We start from the raw sequence: 19,684 nt of genomic DNA, 5'->3' as shown, positions 1-19,684 counted from the left end.
TTTATTACTCCAGTCAGACAGCTTTTGCGCCAGCGGCTAACAAGGCTTTTTCAAATTTACTCAGGAAGATTTCCAGCTCGTCGTCGCTGATAAGCAGGGACGGCAGCAGGCGCAGCACGCAGCCGTTACGGCCACCGCGCTCCAGAATCAGGCCCGCTTCGAAGCATTTTTTCTGGATCAGAGCAGACAGCGCGCCGTCGGCAGGGTAGCAACCCATGTGATCCTGTGCTTCTTCTGGCTTCACGATCTCAATGCCGAGCATCAGGCCCAGGCCGCGAACGTGGCCGATAGCCGGGTAGCGTTTCTGCAGATCGTACAGTTTGCCTTTCAGCCATTCGCCCTGAGCGGCAACTTTGTCAGCGACTTTGTTGTCTTTCAGGTACTTCAGGGTGGTCAGGCCGGTCGCCATCGCCAGCTGGTTGCCGCGGAAGGTGCCGGTGTGGTGACCTGGTTCCCAGGCATCGATCTCTTTTCTCAGGCCCAGTACGGCCAGCGGCAGACCGCCGCCAACGGCTTTGGACATCACGATGATGTCTGGCTCAATGCCAGCGTGTTCGTAGGCGAACAGCTTGCCGGTACGGGCAAAGCCAGCCTGAACTTCATCGATGATCAGCACGATGCCGTGCTCTTTGGTCACTTTGCGGATGCGCTGCAGCCACTCGGCAGGGGCCGGGTTCACGCCGCCTTCGCCCTGAACGGCTTCGAGGATCACGGCCGCAGGTTTGCGCACGCCGCTTTCAACGTCGTTGATCAGGTTGTCGAAGTAATAGGTCAGCGCTTTCACGCCCGCGTCACCGCCAATTCCCAGCGGGCAGCGGTACTCGTGCGGATACGGCAGGAACTGCACTTCCGGCATCAGGCCGTTGATGGCCGCTTTCGGAGACAGGTTGCCGGTCACGGACAGCGCGCCGTGGGTCATCCCATGGTAGCCGCCGGAGAAACTGATCACGCCGCTGCGGCCGGTGTGTTTCTTCGCCAGCTTGATCGCGGCTTCTACTGCGTCCGCGCCGGATGGGCCGCAGAACTGCAGGCAATATTCTTTACCCTGGCTCGGCAGTAAAGAGAGCAGGTATTCTGAGAACTCGTCTTTTAACGGTGTAGTCAGATCCAAAGTATGTAACGGCAAGCCGCTGGTAATGACGTTTTGGATGCTTTGCAGGATGTCAGGGTGGTTGTGTCCAAGCGCCAACGTGCCAGCACCGGCCAGACAGTCAAGGTAACGATTACCTTCAACGTCGATGATCCAGGCGCCCTGGGCTTTGGCTATAGCGAACGGTAATTTGCGCGGGTAACTTCTGACATTCGATTCGAATTCAGCCTGTCGTGCCAAATAGGTTTCGTTGGTAGCGTTTGCAGATTTTGCATCTAAAGTATCAATACGGACTTTATCCGTCATCATATCTCTCCTACAACCGTCGGCATGAGCGCAGCGGCTGAATTAAGTAAACAATACTCGTCATGCTTCAAGTTGAAACTCGAATTATCCAGAGTATAAATGTCGTTTAGGGTGCATAAAACGCCGCCAATATATGGCTTTTTACCCCCCCGCTCAATGATTAATTTTTTCCGATTTTTTTAATTTAAAATCAATGTATTGCAGATGCTTTTGACCGGTATCCAGACATCCGATCTCTTAACTATTGGCAAGTGCATGAAAAAAAGCCCCTTTAAGGGACTTATTTACCAGAACAAAATTCGCTGGCCAGACCAGATTCGGCAGGATTTGGAAACAATTAAGCACAAAAGGTTACCTGTTGGGCCTCAGACTGCGAGCTAATCGGTACCATTTTTTGGGGGGGAGGCTGGGTAAAGTTATGGGTAAGATTGTCGATAGAAACTGATGTTACATCGGGAGCGTTAAACGATAAAAAGCGCCTCGGATAAAGCTGTATAAAAGGGAAGAATTATGTCTTTTGCAAGAACACTGCTTATTACATCACTGATTATTACTCCGGCAAGCCACGCTGCAACGGTTGCGCTTTCAGAAGCGCTGATGCAATGCTCCCCGCAGTTTTTTAAAACGCTCTATCAGCAGCGCTCAGCCTTCAAAAAAGTCTCTCCAGTGGAAACAGATAACAAAGGTAACGCTTGGGTACCAGTAGCGGATAAAGAATCTCATGTGATCTGGTTCAGTCAGCCAGTTCGCGACGGGGCGCTGACGCTGACGGGCTATTATGAGCAACAGTTTGACTTGGGGAAAATGGGGAAATATTACTTCTGGGGGGTGATGATGGAAGAACCTCTGGAAAAGATCAAAGGCACATTTCCTACTGCAAGCTGGCAGAAGAGCGACAATGGCTATATCACCAACCCACAAATCAAAGTGGACGCTTCTTCGGCCTGGAAACCGAATGTCGCGGCCGCTTTGGGAATTGCGCCTGTGGAAGGAAGCGCGGAAAAATTAGTTATGCTGGAAACTAGCAATGGTAAATCACGCTTGTCCTGTTCGCTGCAAGGCAGCATTGATGAGGCTCTGCTTCATCAGGAACGTCCGGATATTGCTGCGGGAAATAAATAATGAAAAGAGCCTTAATATTGTCGGTCCTTCTGCTGCTTAGCGGCTGCGCAAAGCCGGTTAAACAGCCTGAACCTCGACCGACTGGCATGATTAAAATCATGGAGGATAAAGATGTCACAACTTACATCTCCATGCTCAGTGTCGCGTTGTACCAGGGAAATCCGCATCTGCGTCAGTTCTACCTTATTAATAATTACGTTAAACCTTCTTTAATGTCCGAAAAGGAAAACCTCTTTGTACGTAGCTCGAGGGCGATTAATGTCGTCAACTGCGAGCGTCCGGAACGGAGCGTTTTTGACCGAGTCTACTTGTCTGAGCTATACGGTGAAGGAAAGGTTGTTGCGAAGAAAGATCCAATAGGGCAGTGGCAAACTTTTCCTCAAGACTCCGTTGCAGGGCTGATTCAGAAAATGGTTTGTGCCATCGACCCTGCGCTACTGAAGGACGCGTCATTGAAAGAAACGCGTAAAGCCTGGATGGATTGAGTCGTTGGCAGAAGAGGGGGCTTTTCTACCCCTTAAAATCGCTGGGCGCGGGGGAGTCATCGCTGTATATTTTTATACACAACGATCATAAGGACTCCCACCGTGAACCGATTTACTCGCCGCCTGACGCTGGGCGCGCTATTAGTACTTTCCCCGCTCGCCGCGCTGGCGAACCGCACTCTCACCGACCAGCTTGGCCGCCAGGTCACGATCCCCGACGAGGTTGACCGCGTAGTGGTGCTTCAGCACCAAACGCTCAATCTGCTGGTGCAAATGAATGCCACCGACAAAGTGGTCGGTATTCTGGCTAACTGGAAGCAGCAGCTTGGCAGCGGTTATGCTCGCCTGGCGCCGGAGCTTGAGCACAAAGCTCAGCTGGGGGATTTAACCAGCGTGGATACTGAAAAGCTGGTGGCGCTGCACCCTCAGGTGGTGTTTGTCACCAACTACGCGCCAAAAGAGATGATCGACGGCATCAGCAAGCTTGGTATCCCGGTTATCGCTATTTCGCTGCGTCATGATGCGACGGGCGAGCAGGACAAGCTGAACCCTTCTATGGGCGATGAAGAGCAGGCTTACAATCTTGGCCTGAAAGAAGGCATCGAGCTGATTGGTGAAGTGGTTAATAAGGAGAAACAGGCCAAAGCGCTGATCGATGCCACCTTTGCCGAGCGCAAGTTGGTCAGCGACCGCCTGAAAGACATCCCGGCAGAGCAGCGCGTGCGTGCCTACATGGCCAACCCTGACCTGACCACCTACGGCTCCGGGAAGTATACCGGCCTGATGATGGCCCACGCGGGGGCGTTGAACGTGGCGGCGTCCACCGTAAAAGGCTTTAAGCAGGTGTCGATGGAGCAAGTGATCGCCTGGGATCCGCAGGTGATCTTCGTGCAGGATCGTTACCCTAAAGTAGTGGATGAGATCGTCAGCAAACCCGAATGGCAGCCGATCGACGCGGTGAAAAACCATCAGGTCTGGCTGATGCCGGAATACGCCAAAGCTTGGGGCTACCCGATGCCGGAAGCGATGGCGATCGGCGAGCTGTGGATGGCGAAAAAATTGTATCCCGCAAGATTCAAAGACATCGACATGAAGAAAGTGGCTGACAGCTGGTATCAGCGTTTTTACCGCACCCATTATGAAGGCGTAGAGTAATGAGCTTACAGATCCTGGCGGCCGGAAGCCTGCGGCGGGTCTGGCAGCCGCTTATGGCCCAGTTTGAGCAGGAAACGGGTTTGCTGACAGAGACGCAGTTTGGGCCAGCGGGCCTGCTGAGGGCGCGGATCGAAGCCGACGAATGCTGTTCGCTGTTTGCGTCGGCCAACATGGCGCATCCGCAAACGCTGCTGGAGCAGGGCAAAGCGAGGGCGGTTCAGCGGTTTGCCGGGAATACCCTTTGCCTGACGGCGGCGGCGCACTGTGTTGATGAGCAAAGCACCTGGCAAACGCTATTGAGCGACCCGGCCTTACGCATTGGTACATCCACGCCGGGCAGCGATCCGTCCGGGGATTATACCTGGCAGTTCTTTGCCAGATTTGAAGCTGAATTTGGCATCGACCTGCAGCCGCGGGCGTTAGCTCTGGTTGGCGGGCCGGACACGCAAGCCGTGCCCGACGGCATGCTTGCGGCGCAGTGGCTTATTGCCAGCGGGCAGGCCGATCTGATGATTGGTTACCGAAGCTATGCTTCAGCGCTGCAGGCCCATCGTGAATTGCGGGTGTTTGAGATCCCGGCTCTCTACAATATTCAGGCCGATTATGGGCTGGCGGTGTGCGACGAACGGGCGGAGCCGCTGCGGGCGTTCCTGGTCTCGGACGCTGCGCGGCAAATACTACGCGATTACGGCTTTGTCGCCTGAAAAGAAAAAACCGCCGATAAGGGCGGTTTTTTTCATGCATCTGCCCGTTAAGGCATCATCGTCGGCCATTCGGGCGGCATTCTGGCGATGATCTCGACCAGCCCCGTTTTAAAAGAAGCCCAAATAACCGGGAAGTCGCCGAGCGTGAGGCCCAGTAATCCCATGGCAAACCAGCAGGATGCGGCAATCCCCAGCCCGCTACTTATCACGGCTAAGGCACGGTAATCCGAGCGGCGAAACTGAATATTCAGGCTGCTTGCCAAAAACATCAAAACCGCACTGAACAGCGGCCAGCGCATGAGCATGACGCCGGTGGTGATTGTTGCCATGAACCTTGTTCCTCAAAAGCTGCAATTTATTATTTTGTTGCACTAATAATGTGAAGTATATCACTTTTGAGTGTTTAATCACCAGTGTTGTGATGGTTTTTTACGCGATTTTGAGGTGCGGAAGCGCGAGGTATTGAAGGAAACCAGGGGGTGGATGGCGCGAACATTTTGTTTATCTGACGTTTACCGCAATTTCGTTTAAATAATCATTCCCTGCTGCTTTAACCCAAGAAAAACTCATATTAGCGCGGTGGGTTAAATCTTAAGCTAAACAGAATCCCGGTTCCTCTTATCTCATTGTTGCGCAAATTAATTTCCGCAGAGTTAACGGCTGAAGGCTATTGCTAAAGCGGGCTTTATGATGCAACGTAATCGGCGGTCATCAGGTTGTTCTAATAAAGCATAAAAACAGGCGCATAAAAACAGAGACGTGTGGGCATCATGGTGAAACGAATTTATCTTAAGGCGTTGCGTATGTCAGGTTTTGTCCTGATAGTTTGCCTGCCGATAATGTTAGCGATCTATTTTGCCCACGTTCGCGCCACCAGTGACACCCAGCAGCACCTGCACTCTTTTGGCAAACTGGTGATGGAAAAAACGGAAATCGTCATCAGCCATGTCAATGAAGCGCGCAGCGAGGCGGAGCGTTTTTCTGGAGAAATATGTAGCCCCCGGCATATGGAAAGTATGCTCGATATTGTGCGTGGTAAACTTTTTATCGCGGATTTAATTTACGTTAGCGGCGATAAACTACTGTGTTCGACCAGCTACAAGCCGTTAAAACCTCTGCCGACGCCGCTCCCTTCATATACCCGTAAACCGGATATCGCGATTTATTATTATCTGGATACACCGTTTTATGCCGGGCATAAAATGACCTATATGCAGCGTGGGCATTATATGGCGGTCATTAACCCACTCACCTGGTCAGAGGTTTTGTCCGAAGATGACTCGCTGATTTATGGCGTATACGACACCGTTACCCGCAGCTTTTTCTCTTTAAGTCCGGGGGCCGACAGCGATTTGCTGCACCGGTTTATTCTGCGTAAAGAAAAAGCGTTTACCGAGGACAATCGTTTTTACACCGTTGATCAGTCGGCTAAAAGACCGATTGCGGTGATTGTTTCTACTTCAGAAACCTTGTTTAACCGCCAGTGGTATCACCAATTGACGCTGACGCTTCCGTTAGGCGTTATTTGCAGCCTGTTGATATTAATTATGTGGTCCCGAACCCGTCAGCAGTTAAATTCACCACGCCGGATGTTATTAAGGGCACTGGCCAGAAAGCAGCTTAAACTTCACTATCAGCCGATCATTGATATCCAGAATGGCTATTGCGTCGGGGCTGAAGCGCTGCTGCGGTGGGTGAATTTTAACGGACAAACCATCAGCCCCGGAACGTTTATTCCGCTGGCAGAGTCAGAAGGTTTGATTCACAAAATATCGGACTATGTGGTTGATGCGGTATTTAAAGATTTTGGTGAATTTCTTGCCGACCACCCTGGGCTTTATATTTCGATTAATCTTTCAGCATCTGATTTTCACTCTTCACGCCTCATCACCGTACTTTCAGAGCGCATTAAAACTTACAACATTCGTCCGGGGCAGATAAAAATCGAAGTGACCGAACGAGGATTTATTGACGTTGAAAAAACCAGACCGTTTATCCAGGAGTTCCGCAATGCGGGCTTTAAAGTCGCTATTGATGACTTTGGTACGGGGTACTCAAATCTGCATAACCTGCAGTACCTGAACGTCGATATTTTAAAAATCGATAAAAGCTTTATTGATTCTCTCGCCAGCGAGCGGGCCAGCCATTTGCTGGTGGAACACATCATTGAAATTGCCCACAGCCTGAATTTAACGACGATTGCCGAAGGGGTTGAAACCGAGGCGCAGGTGGCATGGCTGGTGGATCACGGCGTGGAGTATTGCCAGGGCTGGTATTTTGCGAAGGCACTGCCTCCGCAAGAGTTTATCGCCTGGCTCTATACGCCAGGCGGGATACCTGTTCGCAAGGCTTCAGTTGCTCGCGATCCACTGCTTTAACGGAACGACCCATTCTGGGTTAGGGCGGAAAAATGCCCCGTGCTGCTGGCCGGTCGCGATTTTTATCTCTTTAAAGTGAGCGATCCCCGGACTGTGGTTAACAATTGTCTGGCAGGAACCCACTTCATCCGAGGCTTCATAAATGGAGAGCACGTTACCGTACAGGCGGTTGTGGGCGTCATCCTGAATGGAATGAGTGCATCCCGCCAGAATGGCAACGTTAAGCGCCTTATTCTGCAGTTTGCTTGTCGCCAGAATGGTAATTTCGCCGCCGCGTGAGAAGCCGACCAGCGTAATATTCTTAGCCGGGACGCCTTTTGCAATCAGCGTGTTCACATCATTCTTTAGCTTTTCGGCATATTGATCTGGCTGAGTATCTTTGGCCCTGTGGTAAGCAATCAGGTTGTAGCCATCATCGCTAAGCTTCTCTTTCACCGCCGGAAAATCGTAAACGCCCCACTGCGGTTTATTTGGATTGCTCGGCCGGTCCGTGTTCCCCTCTAACACCTTGCCATGCGTATAAAAAACGTATTTCTGCTTCGGGTTAACGTTGTCCGGGAACGCGGTATAAACAGTTGCCGCCTGAGCCGTCATTGTGGCAAGCCCGATGGCCAAAATGGCGAAACTTAACTTTTTCACTCCCACTCCTGTTGGTTTTCTTATGCCTGATGGCGGTAATCCGTTGGGGTGCGGTCAAACTCACGGCGGAACACGCGGGAGAAGGTCTGCTGGGAGACATACCCGTAGTCCATCGCGATATCAAAAATAGGGCGCTGGGTGGTGCGCAGCGCCGTGGCGGCCATCAGCAGGCGGCGTTGGCGGATGTAGTCACCCAGCGTCTGGTGCATAACGGTACGGAACATGCGCTGCAAGTACCACTTTGAATAACCTGATTTTTTCGCCACCACGTCGATATTAAGCGGCTGGTCAATATGTTCATCAATCCATTCAGTCAACGTATAAATGATGTCCTGGTGAGCCATGAGTCGTCCTCATTTCCGGGTTAGCTAGTTTCATTGCCAGGGAGTATAATTCCTCAAGTTAACTTGAGGTAAAGAGCATTATGGAAAAGAAATTGCCCCGAATAAAAACGCTGTTAACGCCCGGTGAAGTGGCGAAGCGCAGCGGCGTGGCCGTCTCCGCGCTTCACTTTTACGAAAGCAAAGGCTTGATAAAAAGTACTAGAAACGCAGGCAATCAGCGGCGTTATCAGCGTGATGTGCTGCGAACGGTGGCGATAATCAAAATTGCTCAGCGCATTGGTATTCCGCTAAGCACCGTCGGCGATGCTTTTGGCGTACTGCCCGACGGCCATTCGATCAACAAAAACGACTGGAAGAAGCTGTCATCGCAATGGCGAGAGGAATTAAATCACCGCATTGATACGCTGACCGCATTGCGTGACCAACTGAATGGCTGTATTGGCTGCGGCTGTTTATCGGGGGCGGAATGTCCGCTGCGTAACCCCGGGGACACGCTGGGCGAGCAGGGCACCGGCGCAAGACTGCTGGAAGATTAAAATGCGTGCTGTACAAAAAACTAAAGCGCCACAAGGGCGCTTTAGTTGTTTTCCGGTCTTTGTCTTTCGCTCTATCCCGTTCTGACAGGAGGGTTTCCCCCGACATCGGCACCCCTCGATAACGCTTACACATACATACGTACACACTTCACTGACTTTGGAGGTTCCGGTTTGTACCGACAATTTAAGTGTAGGTCTGCCCCTTCACTTTGCAAGGTCAATTGTTCTTTTTTTGTTCATTTTTTTGACATGTGATTCGAGGGGGGCTTTCCTATAGTTATTCCATCTGGCTAAACATAGGGTTACCTCATGCTAACGGTTCATCACCTCAATAACTCTCGCTCCCAGCGCGTACTTTGGATGCTGGAAGAGCTGGAGCTGCCCTACCAGATCGTGCGTTACCAGCGGGAACCCACCATGCTCGCTCCGGAAGCGTTAAAAAAGATTCATCCGCTGGGTAAATCCCCGGTGGTGGAAGATAACGGCCATATCCTCGCCGAGTCGGGCGCGATTATTGAGTATCTGCAGGAAACCTACGACAGCGAAAACCGCCTGAAGCCGCAGGAGATTGACGACAAGATCCAGTACCGCTTTTGGCTGCATTACGCGGAAGGGTCGTTGATGCCGATGCTATTAATGAAGCTGGTGTTTAGCAGCCTTGGCAAAGCGCCGGTGCCCTGGCCGCTGCGCCCGGTGGGCAAAGCGCTGGGGCAGGGCGTGCAGAAAGCCTGGCTGAATAAGCAAATCGCCACCCATGCCCGATTTATCGAGGCTCATCTGAGCCAGCACCTGTGGTTCGCCGGGCAGCAGTTTAGCGCGGCAGATATTCAGATGAGTTTCCCGGTGGCCGCGCTGCTGGCGAGAGGCGAAGTCAACGACATGCCGCACACCCAGGCATGGATGAAAAACGTTCAGACGCGGCCGGCCTGGCAGCGAGCGTTAAATCAAGGTGGTCCTTTTGAGATCCCCGGCACCTGATCGCCGCTGGGGCAAAACGAAAGAAAGCCAGCCCGATAATTTACGATTTTGTTGCGAAATTGCGCATTGACGATAACGTTTGCGCACCGCGAGGCGATTAATTCATCAGCTGAGCATATTTTCCGCGAAAATCGCAAAAGTTAAGTTGAAAATCCCGTCAGGAAGGCTGGATAATCGTTTGCCTTAATTCTGTAACACCGATTTGTCCGTGTAGAGTTAAACGATTGCTTTTTTGTGACACCCCTTTGTCACAATCGTAGCGCAGGGAGACAACGTTTAACTGGCAGCGGGTTGTCCACCACCCGGGCAAACGTCATTCTAAAAATCTCAGGGGATTTTTCACTATGTCTACACCTTCTCCGCGCGCCGGCGGTTCGCTCGACGCCTGGTTCAAAATCTCTGCACGCGGCAGCACCGTGCGTCAGGAAGTTGTCGCCGGTCTGACAACCTTCCTTGCTATGGTTTACTCCGTGATCGTTGTGCCGGGGATGCTCGGCAAAGCCGGGTTCCCACCGGCGGCGGTCTTTGTAGCCACCTGCCTGGTGGCGGGCGTGGGCTCCATCGTGATGGGCCTGTGGGCGAACCTGCCTCTGGCCATCGGCTGTGCTATCTCGCTGACCGCCTTCACCGCTTTTAGCCTGGTACTCGGTCAGCACATCAGCGTGCCGGTCGCCCTTGGCGCGGTGTTCCTGATGGGCGTTCTGTTCACCATTATCTCTGCCACCGGCATTCGTAGCTGGATTTTGCGCAATCTGCCGATGGGCGTGGCGCACGGCACCGGGATTGGTATCGGCCTGTTCCTGCTGCTGATTGCCGCGAACGGCGTCGGCCTGGTGATTAAAAACCCGCTGGACGGGCTGCCGGTTGCGCTGGGCCACTTTGCCAGCTTCCCGGTGATCATGTCGCTGATTGGCCTGGCGGTGATCATTGGTCTGGAAAAACTGAAGGTGCCGGGCGGCATTCTGCTGACCATTATCGGCGTGTCCATCGTCGGCCTGATCTTCGACCCGAACGTGCATTTCTCCGGCGTTTTCGCCATGCCGTCGCTGAGCGATGACAAAGGCAACTCGCTGATTGGCAGCCTGGACATCATGGGCGCGCTGAATCCGATCATTCTGCCAAGCGTACTCGCGCTGGTGATGACCGCCGTGTTTGACGCCACCGGCACTATCCGCGCGGTAGCCGGCCAGGCAAACCTGCTGGATAAAGACGGCCAGATCATCGACGGCGGTAAAGCGCTGACCACCGACTCCCTTAGCAGCGTGTTCTCCGGCCTGGTGGGCGCAGCTCCGGCAGCGGTCTACATCGAATCTGCAGCGGGCACCGCAGCAGGCGGCAAAACCGGCCTGACAGCAATCACCGTTGGCGTGCTGTTCCTGCTGATCCTGTTCCTGTCGCCGCTCTCCTACCTCGTACCGGCATACGCTACGGCGCCTGCGCTGATGTATGTTGGTCTGCTGATGTTGAGCAACGTCGCCAAAATCGACTTTGCGGACTTCGTGGATGCGATGGCCGGGCTGATCACTGCGGTATTCATCGTGCTGACTTGTAACATCGTGACCGGTATCATGATCGGCTTTGCCTCTCTGGTTATTGGCCGCGTAGTGTCCGGTGAATGGCGCAAGCTGAACGTTGGCACCGTGGTTATTGCCGTTGCGCTGGTGGCGTTCTACGCCGGCGGCTGGGCTATCTGATTTTCAATTCGTGCGGGTTGCGCTCCGTAACCCGCCGCTTTTGCCCACTTCGGGCATTTCCGGTTTCAATGTGATGCAAAAAGTTGTTTTATTATTAAAACAACCTCCAAAGGTGACGCTTCAAATCACACATCACGTTCAGGGAAAACATGGAAATTTTCTTCACAATCTTGATTATGACCCTCGTGGTCTCCCTCTCTGGGGTGGTAACACGTATGTTGCCGTTTCAGATCCCACTGCCGTTAATGCAAATCGCCATCGGGGCATTGCTCGCCTGGCCGCACTTTGGCTTACACGTTGAATTCGACCCTGAGCTTTTCCTGGTGCTGTTCATTCCGCCGCTGCTGTTTGCCGACGGCTGGAAAACGCCCACCCACGAGTTTCTCCATCATGGCCGGGAAATCATTGGCCTGGCGCTGGTGCTGGTGCTGGTCACCGTGGTCGGCATCGGGTTCCTGATTTACTTCCTCGTGCCGGGCATTCCGCTGGTTCCGGCCTTTGCGCTGGCCGCCGTGCTGTCACCGACGGACGCCGTGGCGCTGTCCGGGATAGTCGGCGAAGGGCGGATTCCGAAGAAGATCATGGGGATATTGCAGGGTGAAGCGTTGATGAACGACGCCTCTGGCCTGGTCTCCCTGAAGCTTGCCGTGGCGGTCGCCGTTGGGGCGATGGCCTTTAGCGTTGGCGGGGCTTCGCTTGAGTTCTTCAAAGTGGCCGTGGGTGGCCTGCTGGCGGGTATCGCGGTCAGCTGGCTGTACGGTAAATCGCTGCGCCTGATGAGCCGCTGGAGCGGCGACGAACCCGCGACCCAAATACTGCTGCTGCTGCTGCTGCCGTTCGCTTCTTATCTGATTGCTGAACACATCGGGGTTTCCGGCATTCTGGCGGCAGTTGCTGCAGGGATGACAATTACCCGTTCCGGCGTGCTGCGTAGCGCCCCGCTGACCATGCGCCTGCGTGCGAACAGCGTCTGGGCGATGCTGGAGTTTGTGTTCAACGGCATGGTCTTCCTGCTGTTGGGCCTGCAGCTACCGGGCATTCTCGAGACCTCCGTTGCGGCAGCCAATGCCGATCCGAACGTTGAGCTGTGGATGCTGTTCCTCGACGTGGCGATGATCTATTTCGCCCTGATTGCGGTGCGCTTCCTGTGGCTGTGGTCGATGAAGCGCCTCAGCCTGCGCTTTTTGAAAAAGCGCCCGCTGGAGTTTGGCTCCTTCACGACCCGCGAGCTGGGCATTGCCTCTTTCGCCGGCGTGCGTGGGGCGATTACCCTGGCCGGTGTGCTTTCCATTCCGCTGTTCCTGAACGACGGCACGCCGTTCCCGGCGCGCTATGAGCTGATTTTCCTCTCCGCAGGCGTGATCCTGTTCTCGCTTTTTGCCGGGGTTATCATGCTGCCGATTCTGCTGCGAAACGTTGAGGTAGGGGACAAATCTCTGGCGCGTAAAGAAGAGCGGCTGGCCCGTTCCGCGACGGCCGAAGTGGCCATTGTCGCTATCCAAAAAATGGAAGAACGGCTGGCCACGGACAGCAAAGAGAACATCGACGACCAGTTACTGAAAGAGGTGAGTTCGCGGGTTATCGGGAATTTACGTCGCCGGGCAGACGGCCGGAATGACGTTGAGAGCAGCGAGCTGGAAGAAAACCTGGAACGCCGCTTCCGCCTGACGGCGCTGCGTTCGGAGCGCGCCGAGCTTTACCATCTGCGTGCCACGCAGCAAATCAGCAATGAGACCCTGCAAAAACTCCTGCACGATCTCGACCTGCTGGAAGCGCTGCTGATCGAGAAAGAGTAATCCCGCTAGTTCTGGTCGGTTTCCACTTCCGGCCAGAACTCTCTGCAGCAATCAATCCACGCCTGCGCGCTCTGCGAAATATAAACCCCTTCACGCCAAATCATCCCTAACTGCCAGCTTAGATTACTGTTCAGCGGTAGCCACATCAGCGTGGTGTGATCGAGCTTGCGGCAAATCGGCTCCGGCAGCACGGCAATCCCCACGCCGCCCTGAACCATCGCAGCCAGGAAATCCCACTGCCCGCTGCGCACCGCAATACGCGGGGTAAAGCCGTTGTCGGCAAACAGCTGCATCAGCTGGCGGCTAAGAGAAAAATCTTCGTTGTAGATAAGCAGCGGGTGTTCGGCCAGCTCGGCCGGGTCAACGCTGGTGCGGCCAATCCACGGGCCGGAGCGGGGCACCAGCACGCAGAGCGGATGGCGGAACAGCGGCATTACCGTCAGCGCGTCTTCGTCTGCTATTGGCATCGCCGTCACCGCGAGATCGAGGTCGCCGTTAAGCACCGCCTGCTGCACCGTCAGGCCGCCGAACTCGGAAATCTTAAACTCCACGCCGGGGTAGCGGTGCTGATAAACGCCTATCGGGCCGGTCATCAGGGTGCCGACCATCGGCGGAATACCGAGGCGCAGCACGCCGTTGGTGAGCTGTTTGATGTCGCTTAGTTCGGCCTCAAGCTGACGAAACTCGGCCAGAATGGCGAGCCCGCGCTGGAACACCACCTGGCCGGTATCGGTCAGCAGCAGGCGGCGGCCGTCGCGGATCAGCAGCGTGCAGTTCAGCTCATCCTCGAGGTTACGCAGCATTTTGCTGATGGTAGGCTGCGTGACGAACATCTTCTCCGCCGCCCGGGTGAAGCTCTGCTGGCGTACAACCTCAACGAAATAACGCAGCGTTCTGATGTCCATAACTATTCCTGTTGACTATACCTGCAATGATTTTAATTCATTTCAGTAGCGATGAACCGCTCTCTATAATCGGGGCTGGTATTTTTTCTGGAGTTCCGATCATGGCTTTGGCGTTAGGTCGTTTTACGCCTGCTGTAATGCATAGCCTGCGCGTCCCCGTGCAGGTTGCCCTGTACGCCGGTCTTTTTGTTTTTGCCGAACAGTTGGTCACGTGGGGGCATCTGCCGCTGCCCGCGAATCTGGTGGGAATGCTGCTGCTCCTGGCGCTGATTATTTGCCGCATTGTGCCGCTGAAATGGGTCAGGGAAGGGTCAAAATGGCTACTGGCCGAGATGCTGCTGTTTTTTGTCCCGGCGGTCGTGGCCGTGGTGAACTACTCGCAGCTGCTGATGGTGGAAGGCTGGCGCATTTTTGCGGTGATCGCGGTCAGCACCGTGTTGGTGCTCGGCAGCACGGCCTTTGTGGTGGAAAAAGTCTACCGCTTTGAGCTCGCTCGCGAAGCCCGCAGGCAGTCTCGTCATGACTAACTTCCAGCTCAGCGTGCTGTGCCTTGTGGTCACGCTGATTTTCTATTTCGCCAATAAACGCCTGTATCGCCGTTTTCGCAAACTGCCGCTGATGCCGCTGGTCTTTACGCCGGTGCTGCTGGTGGCGATGCTTGTCTTCGGGCATATCTCATACAGTAACTACATGGGCGAGGCGCACTGGCTGTTGTGGTTGCTCGGGCCTGCCACCATCGCCTTTGCGGTGCCGGTTTATGACAACCTCAGGGTAATTAAACGCCACTGGATGTCGCTTTCCGCAGGCGTGCTGACGGCGATGATTGTGGCGGTAACCAGCTCGATTTGGCTGGCCCGCTTATTTACCCTGCCGGACGGCATTCAGCGCAGCCTTGCCGTGCGCTCAATTACCACGCCTTTTGCCCTGGCGGCCGCTAAGCCCATCGGCGGCGAGCCGGAACTGGTGGCGCTGTTTGTGGTGATCACCGGCGTGTTTGGCATGGCGGTAGGGGACGTACTGTTTCTTCGTCTGTCGATCAGGGAAGGAATCGCTAAAGGTGCCGGATTCGGTGCGGCTTCTCACGGCGCGGGCACCGCTCGCTCTTATGAGCTGGGGCCGCAGGAAGGGGTGATTGCCAGCCTGGTGATGATGCTGTCCGGCGTGGTGACGGTTTTGGTCGCGCCGCTGGTCAGCTGGCTGATGTTTTAACCTACATTTACCGGGGCAGACATAGCCCCGGTAAGTGCTTACTAACTAGTGAGCCCGCCCTTGATCGATACCGATGCCGGTTTGAGAACGAATAAACTGCGCGCGGAACTTCTCACGCTCCAGCTTACCTTCCGGCGTGTTATCGGTAATCGAGAACAGCCAGATGCCAACAAACGCGATCAGAATAGAGAACAGCGCCGGATATTCATACGGGAAGACCGCTTTTTCGTGGCCGAGAATTTGCACCCAGATTGTTGGACCAAGAATCATCAGCACGACTGCGGTCAGCAGGCCAAGCCAGCCGCCGATCATTGCGCCACGCGTGGTCAGCTTCGACCAGTACATCGACAGCAGGATAATCGGGAAGTTACAGCTTGCGGCAATGGAGAATGCCAGCCCCACCATAAAAGCAATGTTCTGTTTTTCAAACAGAATACCCAGCAGGATAGCCACTACGCCCAGCACCAGAACGGTGATTTTCGATACTTTCAGCTCATCGCGTTCGGACGCGCCTTTGCGGAAGACGTTGGCGTAAAGGTCGTGAGACACCGCCGAAGCGCCCGCCAGCGTTAACCCGGCCACAACCGCGAGGATGGTGGCGAAGGCAACCGCAGAGATAAAGCCGAGGAATAGGTTGCCGCCCACCGCGTCGGCAAGGTGCACCGCCGCCATGTTGTTGCCGCCAATCAGCGCGCCCGCCGCGTCTTTAAACGCTGGGTTAGCACCCACTAACATAATGGCGCCAAAGCCGATGATAAAGGTCAGAATGTAGAAGTAACCCATGAAGCCGGTGGCGTAAAACACGCTCTTACGCGCTTCGCGGGCGTCGCTCACGGTGAAGAAACGCATCAGGATGTGCGGCAAGCCAGCGGTGCCAAACATCAGGCCGAGGCCCAGAGACAGCGCAGAAATGGGGTCTTTGACTAATCCGCCAGGGCTCATGATTGCCGCGCCTTTAGGGTGAACCGCCATCGCTTCATTGAACAGGTTGTTGAAGCTGAAGCCAACGTGCTTCATCACCATAAACGCCATGAAGCTTGCGCCGAACAGCAGCAGCACGGCTTTGATGATTTGCACCCAGGTTGTCGCCAGCATGCCGCCAAACAGCACGTACATCACCATCAGCACGCCCACCAGCACCACCGCGACGTGGTAGTTCAGGCCGAACAGCAGCTCGATGAGCTTCCCGGCGCCAACCATCTGGGCAATCAGATAAAGCGCAACCACCACCAGCGAACCGCAGGCGGACAGCGTGCGGATTGGCCCTTGCTTGAGGCGATACGACGCCACATCGGCAAAGGTATAGCGGCCCAGGTTACGCAGGCGCTCGGCGATCAGGAACAGAATAATCGGCCAGCCGACCAGGAAACCCAGCGAGTAAATCAGGCCGTCGTAGCCGGAGGTGTACACCAGCGCGGAAATCCCGAGGAACGAGGCGGCCGACATAAAGTCACCGGCAATCGCCAGGCCATTCTGAAAACCGGTAATGTTGCCGCCCGCGGTGTAATAATCGCTGCGGGAGCGAACGCGCTTGGACGCCCAGTAAGTGATATACAGCGTCAGAGCGACGAAAATCAGGAACATGATGATCGCCTGCCAGTTGGTTGGCTGACGCTGCACGTCGCCGGTTATGGCATCGGCAGCGAAGGCACCGGCCGGCAGCAGAGCGGCAAAAACCGCAAGAAAACGTTTCATTTAACCCCCACTTCACGCAGCACTTCGTTGTTCAGGCGGTCAAATTCGCCGTTAGCACGCCAGACATAAATCCCGGTGAGCAGGAAGGAAATAACGATAACGCCGATGCCGATAGGGATGCCCCGCGTGACGCTGGTACCGTCATGAAGCGGAGTGCCAAGCCACGCGGGCGCGAAGGCAATCAGCAAAATAAAACCAACGTAAATCACTAACATAATCAGTGACAGAATGGCGGCAAACCGTTGCCTTTTGGAAACCAACTCCCTGAAATGCGCACTGCTTTCTATCCGCTGATAAATGGTGTCATTCATCACAGAATCTCCAGAGGTTTTTTGTAGGGTAGGTATTTGTAGTTATTCCCTCTCCCGGAAGGGAGAGGGGGGAGAACAAGGTTACGAAGGTATGGTTAAGGCCTGTTTTTCTTCCAGCAGTTTTTCTACCACGCCAGGATCGGCGAGGGTGGAGGTATCACCCAGGTTGCTGGTGTCGCCGGAGGCAATCTTGCGCAGGATTCGGCGCATAATTTTGCCGGAGCGGGTCTTCGGCAGCGAGTCTGTCCAGTGCAGTACATCCGGCGTGGCAAGCGGGCCTATCTCTTTCCGCACCCAGTTGCGCACCTCGGCGTACAGCTCCGGCGTCGGCTCTTCGCCGTGGTTCAGCGTGACGTAGGCGTAAATCGCCTGGCCTTTAATGTTGTGTGGGATGCCGACCACGGCGGCTTCGGCAATCTTCGGATGGGACACCAGCGCCGATTCGATCTCTGCGGTACCGAGGCGGTGGCCGGACACGTTCAGCACGTCGTCCACGCGGCCCGTTATCCAGTAATAGCCGTCTTCATCCCGGCGCGCGCCGTCGCCGCTGAAATACATGTTTTTGAAGGTGGAGAAGTAAGTCTGCTCGAAGCGCTCATGGTCGCCAAATAGCGTGCGTGCCTGGCCTGGCCAGGAATCGGTAATCGTCAGGTTACCTTCGGTGGCGCCCAACTGCGGATGACCTTCGTTATCGACCAGCGCAGGCTGAACGCCAAAGAACGGCTGGGTCGCGGAACCGGCTTTCAGCTCGGTTGCGCCCGGCAGCGGGGTAATCATGAAACCGCCGGTTTCGGTCTGCCACCAGGTGTCCATCACCGGGCATTTCTCATTGCCGATGTGCTTCCAGTACCACTCCCAGGCTTCCGGGTTGATGGGCTCGCCCACGGAACCAAGAATGCGCAGCGAAGAGCGGTCGGTGCCTTCGGTGGCCTTATCCCCTTCGGCCATCAGCGCGCGGATGGCGGTCGGCGCGGTGTAGAGGATATTCACTTTATGTTTGTCGACCACCTGCGCCATGCGGTTTGGCTTCGGCCAGTTAGGCACGCCCTCAAACATCAGCGTGATTGCGCCGCAGGCCAGCGGGCCGTAAAGCAGGTAGCTGTGCCCGGTAACCCAGCCCACGTCCGCGGTACACCAGTAGACATCGCCTGGATGGTAGTCGAAGACATATTTAAAGGTGGTCGCGGCATAAACCAGATAGCCGCCGGTAGTGTGCAGCACGCCTTTTGGCTTGCCGGTAGAGCCGGAGGTATAGAGGATGAACAGCGGATCTTCGGCGTTCATTTCGACCGGCTGGTGCTGATCGCTGGCTTTTTCTACCAGCTCGTTCCACCACAGGTCACGGTTCTGGTGCCAGTCGATTTTGCCGCCGGTGCGTTTCAGCACGATAACGTGCTCGACGGTTTTCACATTTGGATTTTTAAGCGCGTCATCCACGTTCTTTTTCAGCGGGATGGAACGCCCGGCGCGCACGCCTTCGTCGGCGGTGATCACCAGCCGGGAGCTGGAGTCGATGATGCGTCCGGCCACGGCTTCCGGCGAGAAGCCGCCAAAGATAACGGAATGCACGGCGCCAATGCGCGCGCAGGCGAGCATAGCAACGGCAGCTTCCGGCACCATTGGCATATAAATCGCAACAACATCGCCTTTCTTAATGCCCAGTTCGACCAGGGTGTTGGCAAAACGGCAGACATCGCGATGCAGCTCGCGATAAGTGATGTTTTTGCTCTGGGTCGCGTCATCGCCCTCCCAGATAATGGCGGTTTGATCGCCCCGTTCTTTCAGGTGCCGGTCGAGGCAGTTCGCGGCTAAATTGAGCGTACCGTCCTCATACCACTTGATAGAGATGTTTCCCGGCGCAAAAGAGGTATTTTTTACCTTTTGATACGGCTTGATCCAGTCGAGAATTTTCCCTTGTTCGCCCCAAAACGCGTCTGGATCCTGTATCGACTGTTGATACAGGGCCTGGTACTGCTCCGGGTTTATCAGGCAACGGTCCGCAATGTTTGCGGGAATAGCATGTTTGTGTACTTGGCTCATGGCTTTTTTTCTCCTTTTGGATGTTAATAATATGTCACACAAACGTTAATAGTAGGGGCATTGGAAGCTTTGTTTACTTTTTGGGCGGCAGATCACGCATTAAAATAATCGCGCAAAAATTGTTCAAACAGATGAATCATAAGAAATAATTACCGGTGGTATTTATTTCCAAAAACAAATAATGAAATTTTTTCCATAACAATAAGTTATATTCATAATCCATCGAAAAATTCTGTTTATCTATGCAATGTGAGTGCATAACCCTAAAAATGAAGGCTTGCGCAGCAGGCTATCGGG

Annotated in this window: 19 protein-coding genes; 11 read left to right on the top strand and 8 right to left on the bottom strand. The window is 54.5% G+C overall.

What is annotated here, in order from left to right; all coding sequences use genetic code 11:
- Positions 1-13: 13 nt before the first annotated feature.
- The gene (locus CNE01S_RS11100) at positions 14-1,399 is read right to left on the bottom strand and encodes a diaminobutyrate--2-oxoglutarate transaminase (protein ID WP_008455804.1); all 1,386 of its coding nucleotides are present in this window, start codon (positions 1,397-1,399) and stop codon (positions 14-16) included.
- A 507-nt stretch (positions 1,400-1,906) separates the two neighbouring features.
- On the opposite strand from CNE01S_RS11100, the gene CNE01S_RS11095 reads away from it, so the two are divergent.
- From CNE01S_RS11095 to modA, 4 genes are all read left to right on the top strand, one after another.
- Complete coding sequence (locus CNE01S_RS11095) at positions 1,907-2,518, top strand: hypothetical protein (protein WP_061275998.1); 612 nt, start codon at positions 1,907-1,909, stop codon at positions 2,516-2,518.
- Positions 2,518-3,003, top strand: coding sequence for a surface-adhesin E family protein (locus tag CNE01S_RS11090; RefSeq protein ID WP_061275997.1), 486 nt, complete (start codon positions 2,518-2,520; stop codon positions 3,001-3,003). The genes CNE01S_RS11095 and CNE01S_RS11090 overlap by 1 nt, the downstream gene beginning before the upstream one ends.
- A gap of 102 nt (positions 3,004-3,105) precedes the next feature.
- A complete protein-coding gene (locus CNE01S_RS11085; protein ID WP_061275995.1) occupies positions 3,106-4,158 on the top strand; it encodes an ABC transporter substrate-binding protein in 1,053 nt (350 codons plus the stop codon).
- The gene (gene modA / locus CNE01S_RS11080; protein WP_061275993.1) at positions 4,158-4,862 is read left to right on the top strand and encodes a molybdate ABC transporter substrate-binding protein; all 705 of its coding nucleotides are present in this window, start codon (positions 4,158-4,160) and stop codon (positions 4,860-4,862) included. Before CNE01S_RS11085 ends, modA begins: the two co-directional genes overlap by 1 nt.
- Before the next feature lie 47 nt (positions 4,863-4,909).
- On the opposite strand, the gene CNE01S_RS11075 is transcribed toward modA, so the two are convergent.
- A complete protein-coding gene (locus CNE01S_RS11075) occupies positions 4,910-5,191 on the bottom strand; it encodes a YjcB family protein (RefSeq protein WP_061275992.1) in 282 nt (93 codons plus the stop codon).
- 441 nt (positions 5,192-5,632) lie between these two features.
- On the opposite strand from CNE01S_RS11075, the gene pdeC reads away from it, so the two are divergent.
- The gene (gene pdeC, locus CNE01S_RS11070) at positions 5,633-7,240 is read left to right on the top strand and encodes a cyclic di-3',5'-guanosine monophosphate phosphodiesterase PdeC (protein ID WP_061275990.1); all 1,608 of its coding nucleotides are present in this window, start codon (positions 5,633-5,635) and stop codon (positions 7,238-7,240) included.
- Here pdeC and CNE01S_RS11065 read toward each other — a convergent pair.
- The gene (locus tag CNE01S_RS11065) at positions 7,214-7,879 is read right to left on the bottom strand and encodes an alpha/beta hydrolase family protein (RefSeq protein ID WP_061275988.1); all 666 of its coding nucleotides are present in this window, start codon (positions 7,877-7,879) and stop codon (positions 7,214-7,216) included. The genes pdeC and CNE01S_RS11065 overlap by 27 nt on opposite strands.
- 20 nt (positions 7,880-7,899) lie before the next feature.
- Entirely contained in the window at positions 7,900-8,223 is a 324-nt protein-coding gene (gene soxS / locus CNE01S_RS11060; protein ID WP_038476622.1) for a superoxide response transcriptional regulator SoxS, read from the bottom strand.
- An 80-nt stretch (positions 8,224-8,303) separates the two neighbouring features.
- Here soxS and soxR point away from each other — a divergent pair, with 80 nt between their 5' ends.
- From soxR to CNE01S_RS11040, 4 genes are all read left to right on the top strand, one after another.
- On the top strand, positions 8,304-8,759 hold the full coding sequence (gene soxR / locus CNE01S_RS11055; RefSeq protein WP_061275986.1) for a redox-sensitive transcriptional activator SoxR: 456 nt from the start codon (positions 8,304-8,306) through the stop codon (positions 8,757-8,759).
- Positions 8,760-9,068: 309 nt separating this feature from the next.
- Positions 9,069-9,737, top strand: a complete 669-nt coding sequence (locus CNE01S_RS11050) for a glutathione S-transferase family protein (RefSeq protein ID WP_061275985.1) — start codon at positions 9,069-9,071, stop codon at positions 9,735-9,737.
- A 344-nt stretch (positions 9,738-10,081) separates the two neighbouring features.
- Positions 10,082-11,431: a guanine/hypoxanthine transporter GhxP gene (gene ghxP, locus CNE01S_RS11045; RefSeq protein WP_061275983.1), complete on the top strand. Its 1,350-nt coding sequence runs from the start codon at positions 10,082-10,084 to the stop codon at positions 11,429-11,431.
- A 149-nt stretch (positions 11,432-11,580) separates the two neighbouring features.
- Positions 11,581-13,227, top strand: coding sequence for a Na+/H+ antiporter (locus CNE01S_RS11040; RefSeq protein WP_061275981.1), 1,647 nt, complete (start codon positions 11,581-11,583; stop codon positions 13,225-13,227).
- Between the two features lie 5 nt (positions 13,228-13,232).
- On the opposite strand, the gene CNE01S_RS11035 is transcribed toward CNE01S_RS11040, so the two are convergent.
- A complete protein-coding gene (locus tag CNE01S_RS11035) occupies positions 13,233-14,132 on the bottom strand; it encodes a LysR family transcriptional regulator (RefSeq protein WP_061275980.1) in 900 nt (299 codons plus the stop codon).
- A gap of 101 nt (positions 14,133-14,233) precedes the next feature.
- Between CNE01S_RS11035 and CNE01S_RS11030 the strand changes: the two genes are divergently transcribed.
- Positions 14,234-14,659 (top strand): CidA/LrgA family protein, encoded by a 426-nt coding sequence (locus CNE01S_RS11030; RefSeq protein ID WP_039289381.1) that lies wholly within the window; start codon positions 14,234-14,236, stop codon positions 14,657-14,659.
- Positions 14,652-15,341: an LrgB family protein gene (locus CNE01S_RS11025; protein ID WP_061275978.1), complete on the top strand. Its 690-nt coding sequence runs from the start codon at positions 14,652-14,654 to the stop codon at positions 15,339-15,341. Before CNE01S_RS11030 ends, CNE01S_RS11025 begins: the two co-directional genes overlap by 8 nt.
- 45 nt (positions 15,342-15,386) lie before the next feature.
- On the opposite strand, the gene actP is transcribed toward CNE01S_RS11025, so the two are convergent.
- From actP to acs, 3 genes are all read right to left on the bottom strand, one after another.
- Positions 15,387-17,036, bottom strand: a complete 1,650-nt coding sequence (actP, locus tag CNE01S_RS11020; protein WP_039289385.1) for a cation/acetate symporter ActP — start codon at positions 17,034-17,036, stop codon at positions 15,387-15,389.
- Entirely contained in the window at positions 17,033-17,347 is a 315-nt protein-coding gene (locus tag CNE01S_RS11015; protein WP_061275976.1) for a DUF485 domain-containing protein, read from the bottom strand. Before CNE01S_RS11015 ends, actP begins: the two co-directional genes overlap by 4 nt.
- Positions 17,348-17,428: 81 nt before the next feature.
- Positions 17,429-19,387, bottom strand: coding sequence for an acetate--CoA ligase (gene acs, locus CNE01S_RS11010; RefSeq protein ID WP_061275974.1), 1,959 nt, complete (start codon positions 19,385-19,387; stop codon positions 17,429-17,431).
- Positions 19,388-19,684 lie beyond the last annotated feature (297 nt).

The organism is Cedecea neteri NBRC 105707 = ATCC 33855, from assembly GCF_001571265.1.
GTDB classification, from domain to species: Bacteria; Pseudomonadota; Gammaproteobacteria; order Enterobacterales; family Enterobacteriaceae; genus Cedecea; species Cedecea neteri.
The sequence above is the reverse complement of the archived record's forward strand: the minus strand, read 5'-3'. Positions and strand labels throughout refer to the sequence as shown.

Coding starts and splice junctions, on each gene's coding strand:
- CNE01S_RS11100 (WP_008455804.1), bottom strand. CDS start 1,399: ATGATGACGGATAAAGTCCGTATTGATACTTTAGATGCAAAATCTGCA.
- CNE01S_RS11095 (WP_061275998.1), top strand. CDS start 1,907: ATGTCTTTTGCAAGAACACTGCTTATTACATCACTGATTATTACTCCG.
- CNE01S_RS11090 (WP_061275997.1), top strand. CDS start 2,518: ATGAAAAGAGCCTTAATATTGTCGGTCCTTCTGCTGCTTAGCGGCTGC.
- modA (WP_061275993.1), top strand. CDS start 4,158: ATGAGCTTACAGATCCTGGCGGCCGGAAGCCTGCGGCGGGTCTGGCAG.
- CNE01S_RS11075 (WP_061275992.1), bottom strand. CDS start 5,191: ATGGCAACAATCACCACCGGCGTCATGCTCATGCGCTGGCCGCTGTTC.
- pdeC (WP_061275990.1), top strand. CDS start 5,633: ATGGTGAAACGAATTTATCTTAAGGCGTTGCGTATGTCAGGTTTTGTC.
- soxS (WP_038476622.1), bottom strand. CDS start 8,223: ATGGCTCACCAGGACATCATTTATACGTTGACTGAATGGATTGATGAA.
- soxR (WP_061275986.1), top strand. CDS start 8,304: ATGGAAAAGAAATTGCCCCGAATAAAAACGCTGTTAACGCCCGGTGAA.
- CNE01S_RS11050 (WP_061275985.1), top strand. CDS start 9,069: ATGCTAACGGTTCATCACCTCAATAACTCTCGCTCCCAGCGCGTACTT.
- ghxP (WP_061275983.1), top strand. CDS start 10,082: ATGTCTACACCTTCTCCGCGCGCCGGCGGTTCGCTCGACGCCTGGTTC.
- CNE01S_RS11040 (WP_061275981.1), top strand. CDS start 11,581: ATGGAAATTTTCTTCACAATCTTGATTATGACCCTCGTGGTCTCCCTC.
- CNE01S_RS11035 (WP_061275980.1), bottom strand. CDS start 14,132: ATGGACATCAGAACGCTGCGTTATTTCGTTGAGGTTGTACGCCAGCAG.
- CNE01S_RS11030 (WP_039289381.1), top strand. CDS start 14,234: ATGGCTTTGGCGTTAGGTCGTTTTACGCCTGCTGTAATGCATAGCCTG.
- CNE01S_RS11025 (WP_061275978.1), top strand. CDS start 14,652: ATGACTAACTTCCAGCTCAGCGTGCTGTGCCTTGTGGTCACGCTGATT.
- actP (WP_039289385.1), bottom strand. CDS start 17,036: ATGAAACGTTTTCTTGCGGTTTTTGCCGCTCTGCTGCCGGCCGGTGCC.
- CNE01S_RS11015 (WP_061275976.1), bottom strand. CDS start 17,347: ATGAATGACACCATTTATCAGCGGATAGAAAGCAGTGCGCATTTCAGG.
- acs (WP_061275974.1), bottom strand. CDS start 19,387: ATGAGCCAAGTACACAAACATGCTATTCCCGCAAACATTGCGGACCGT.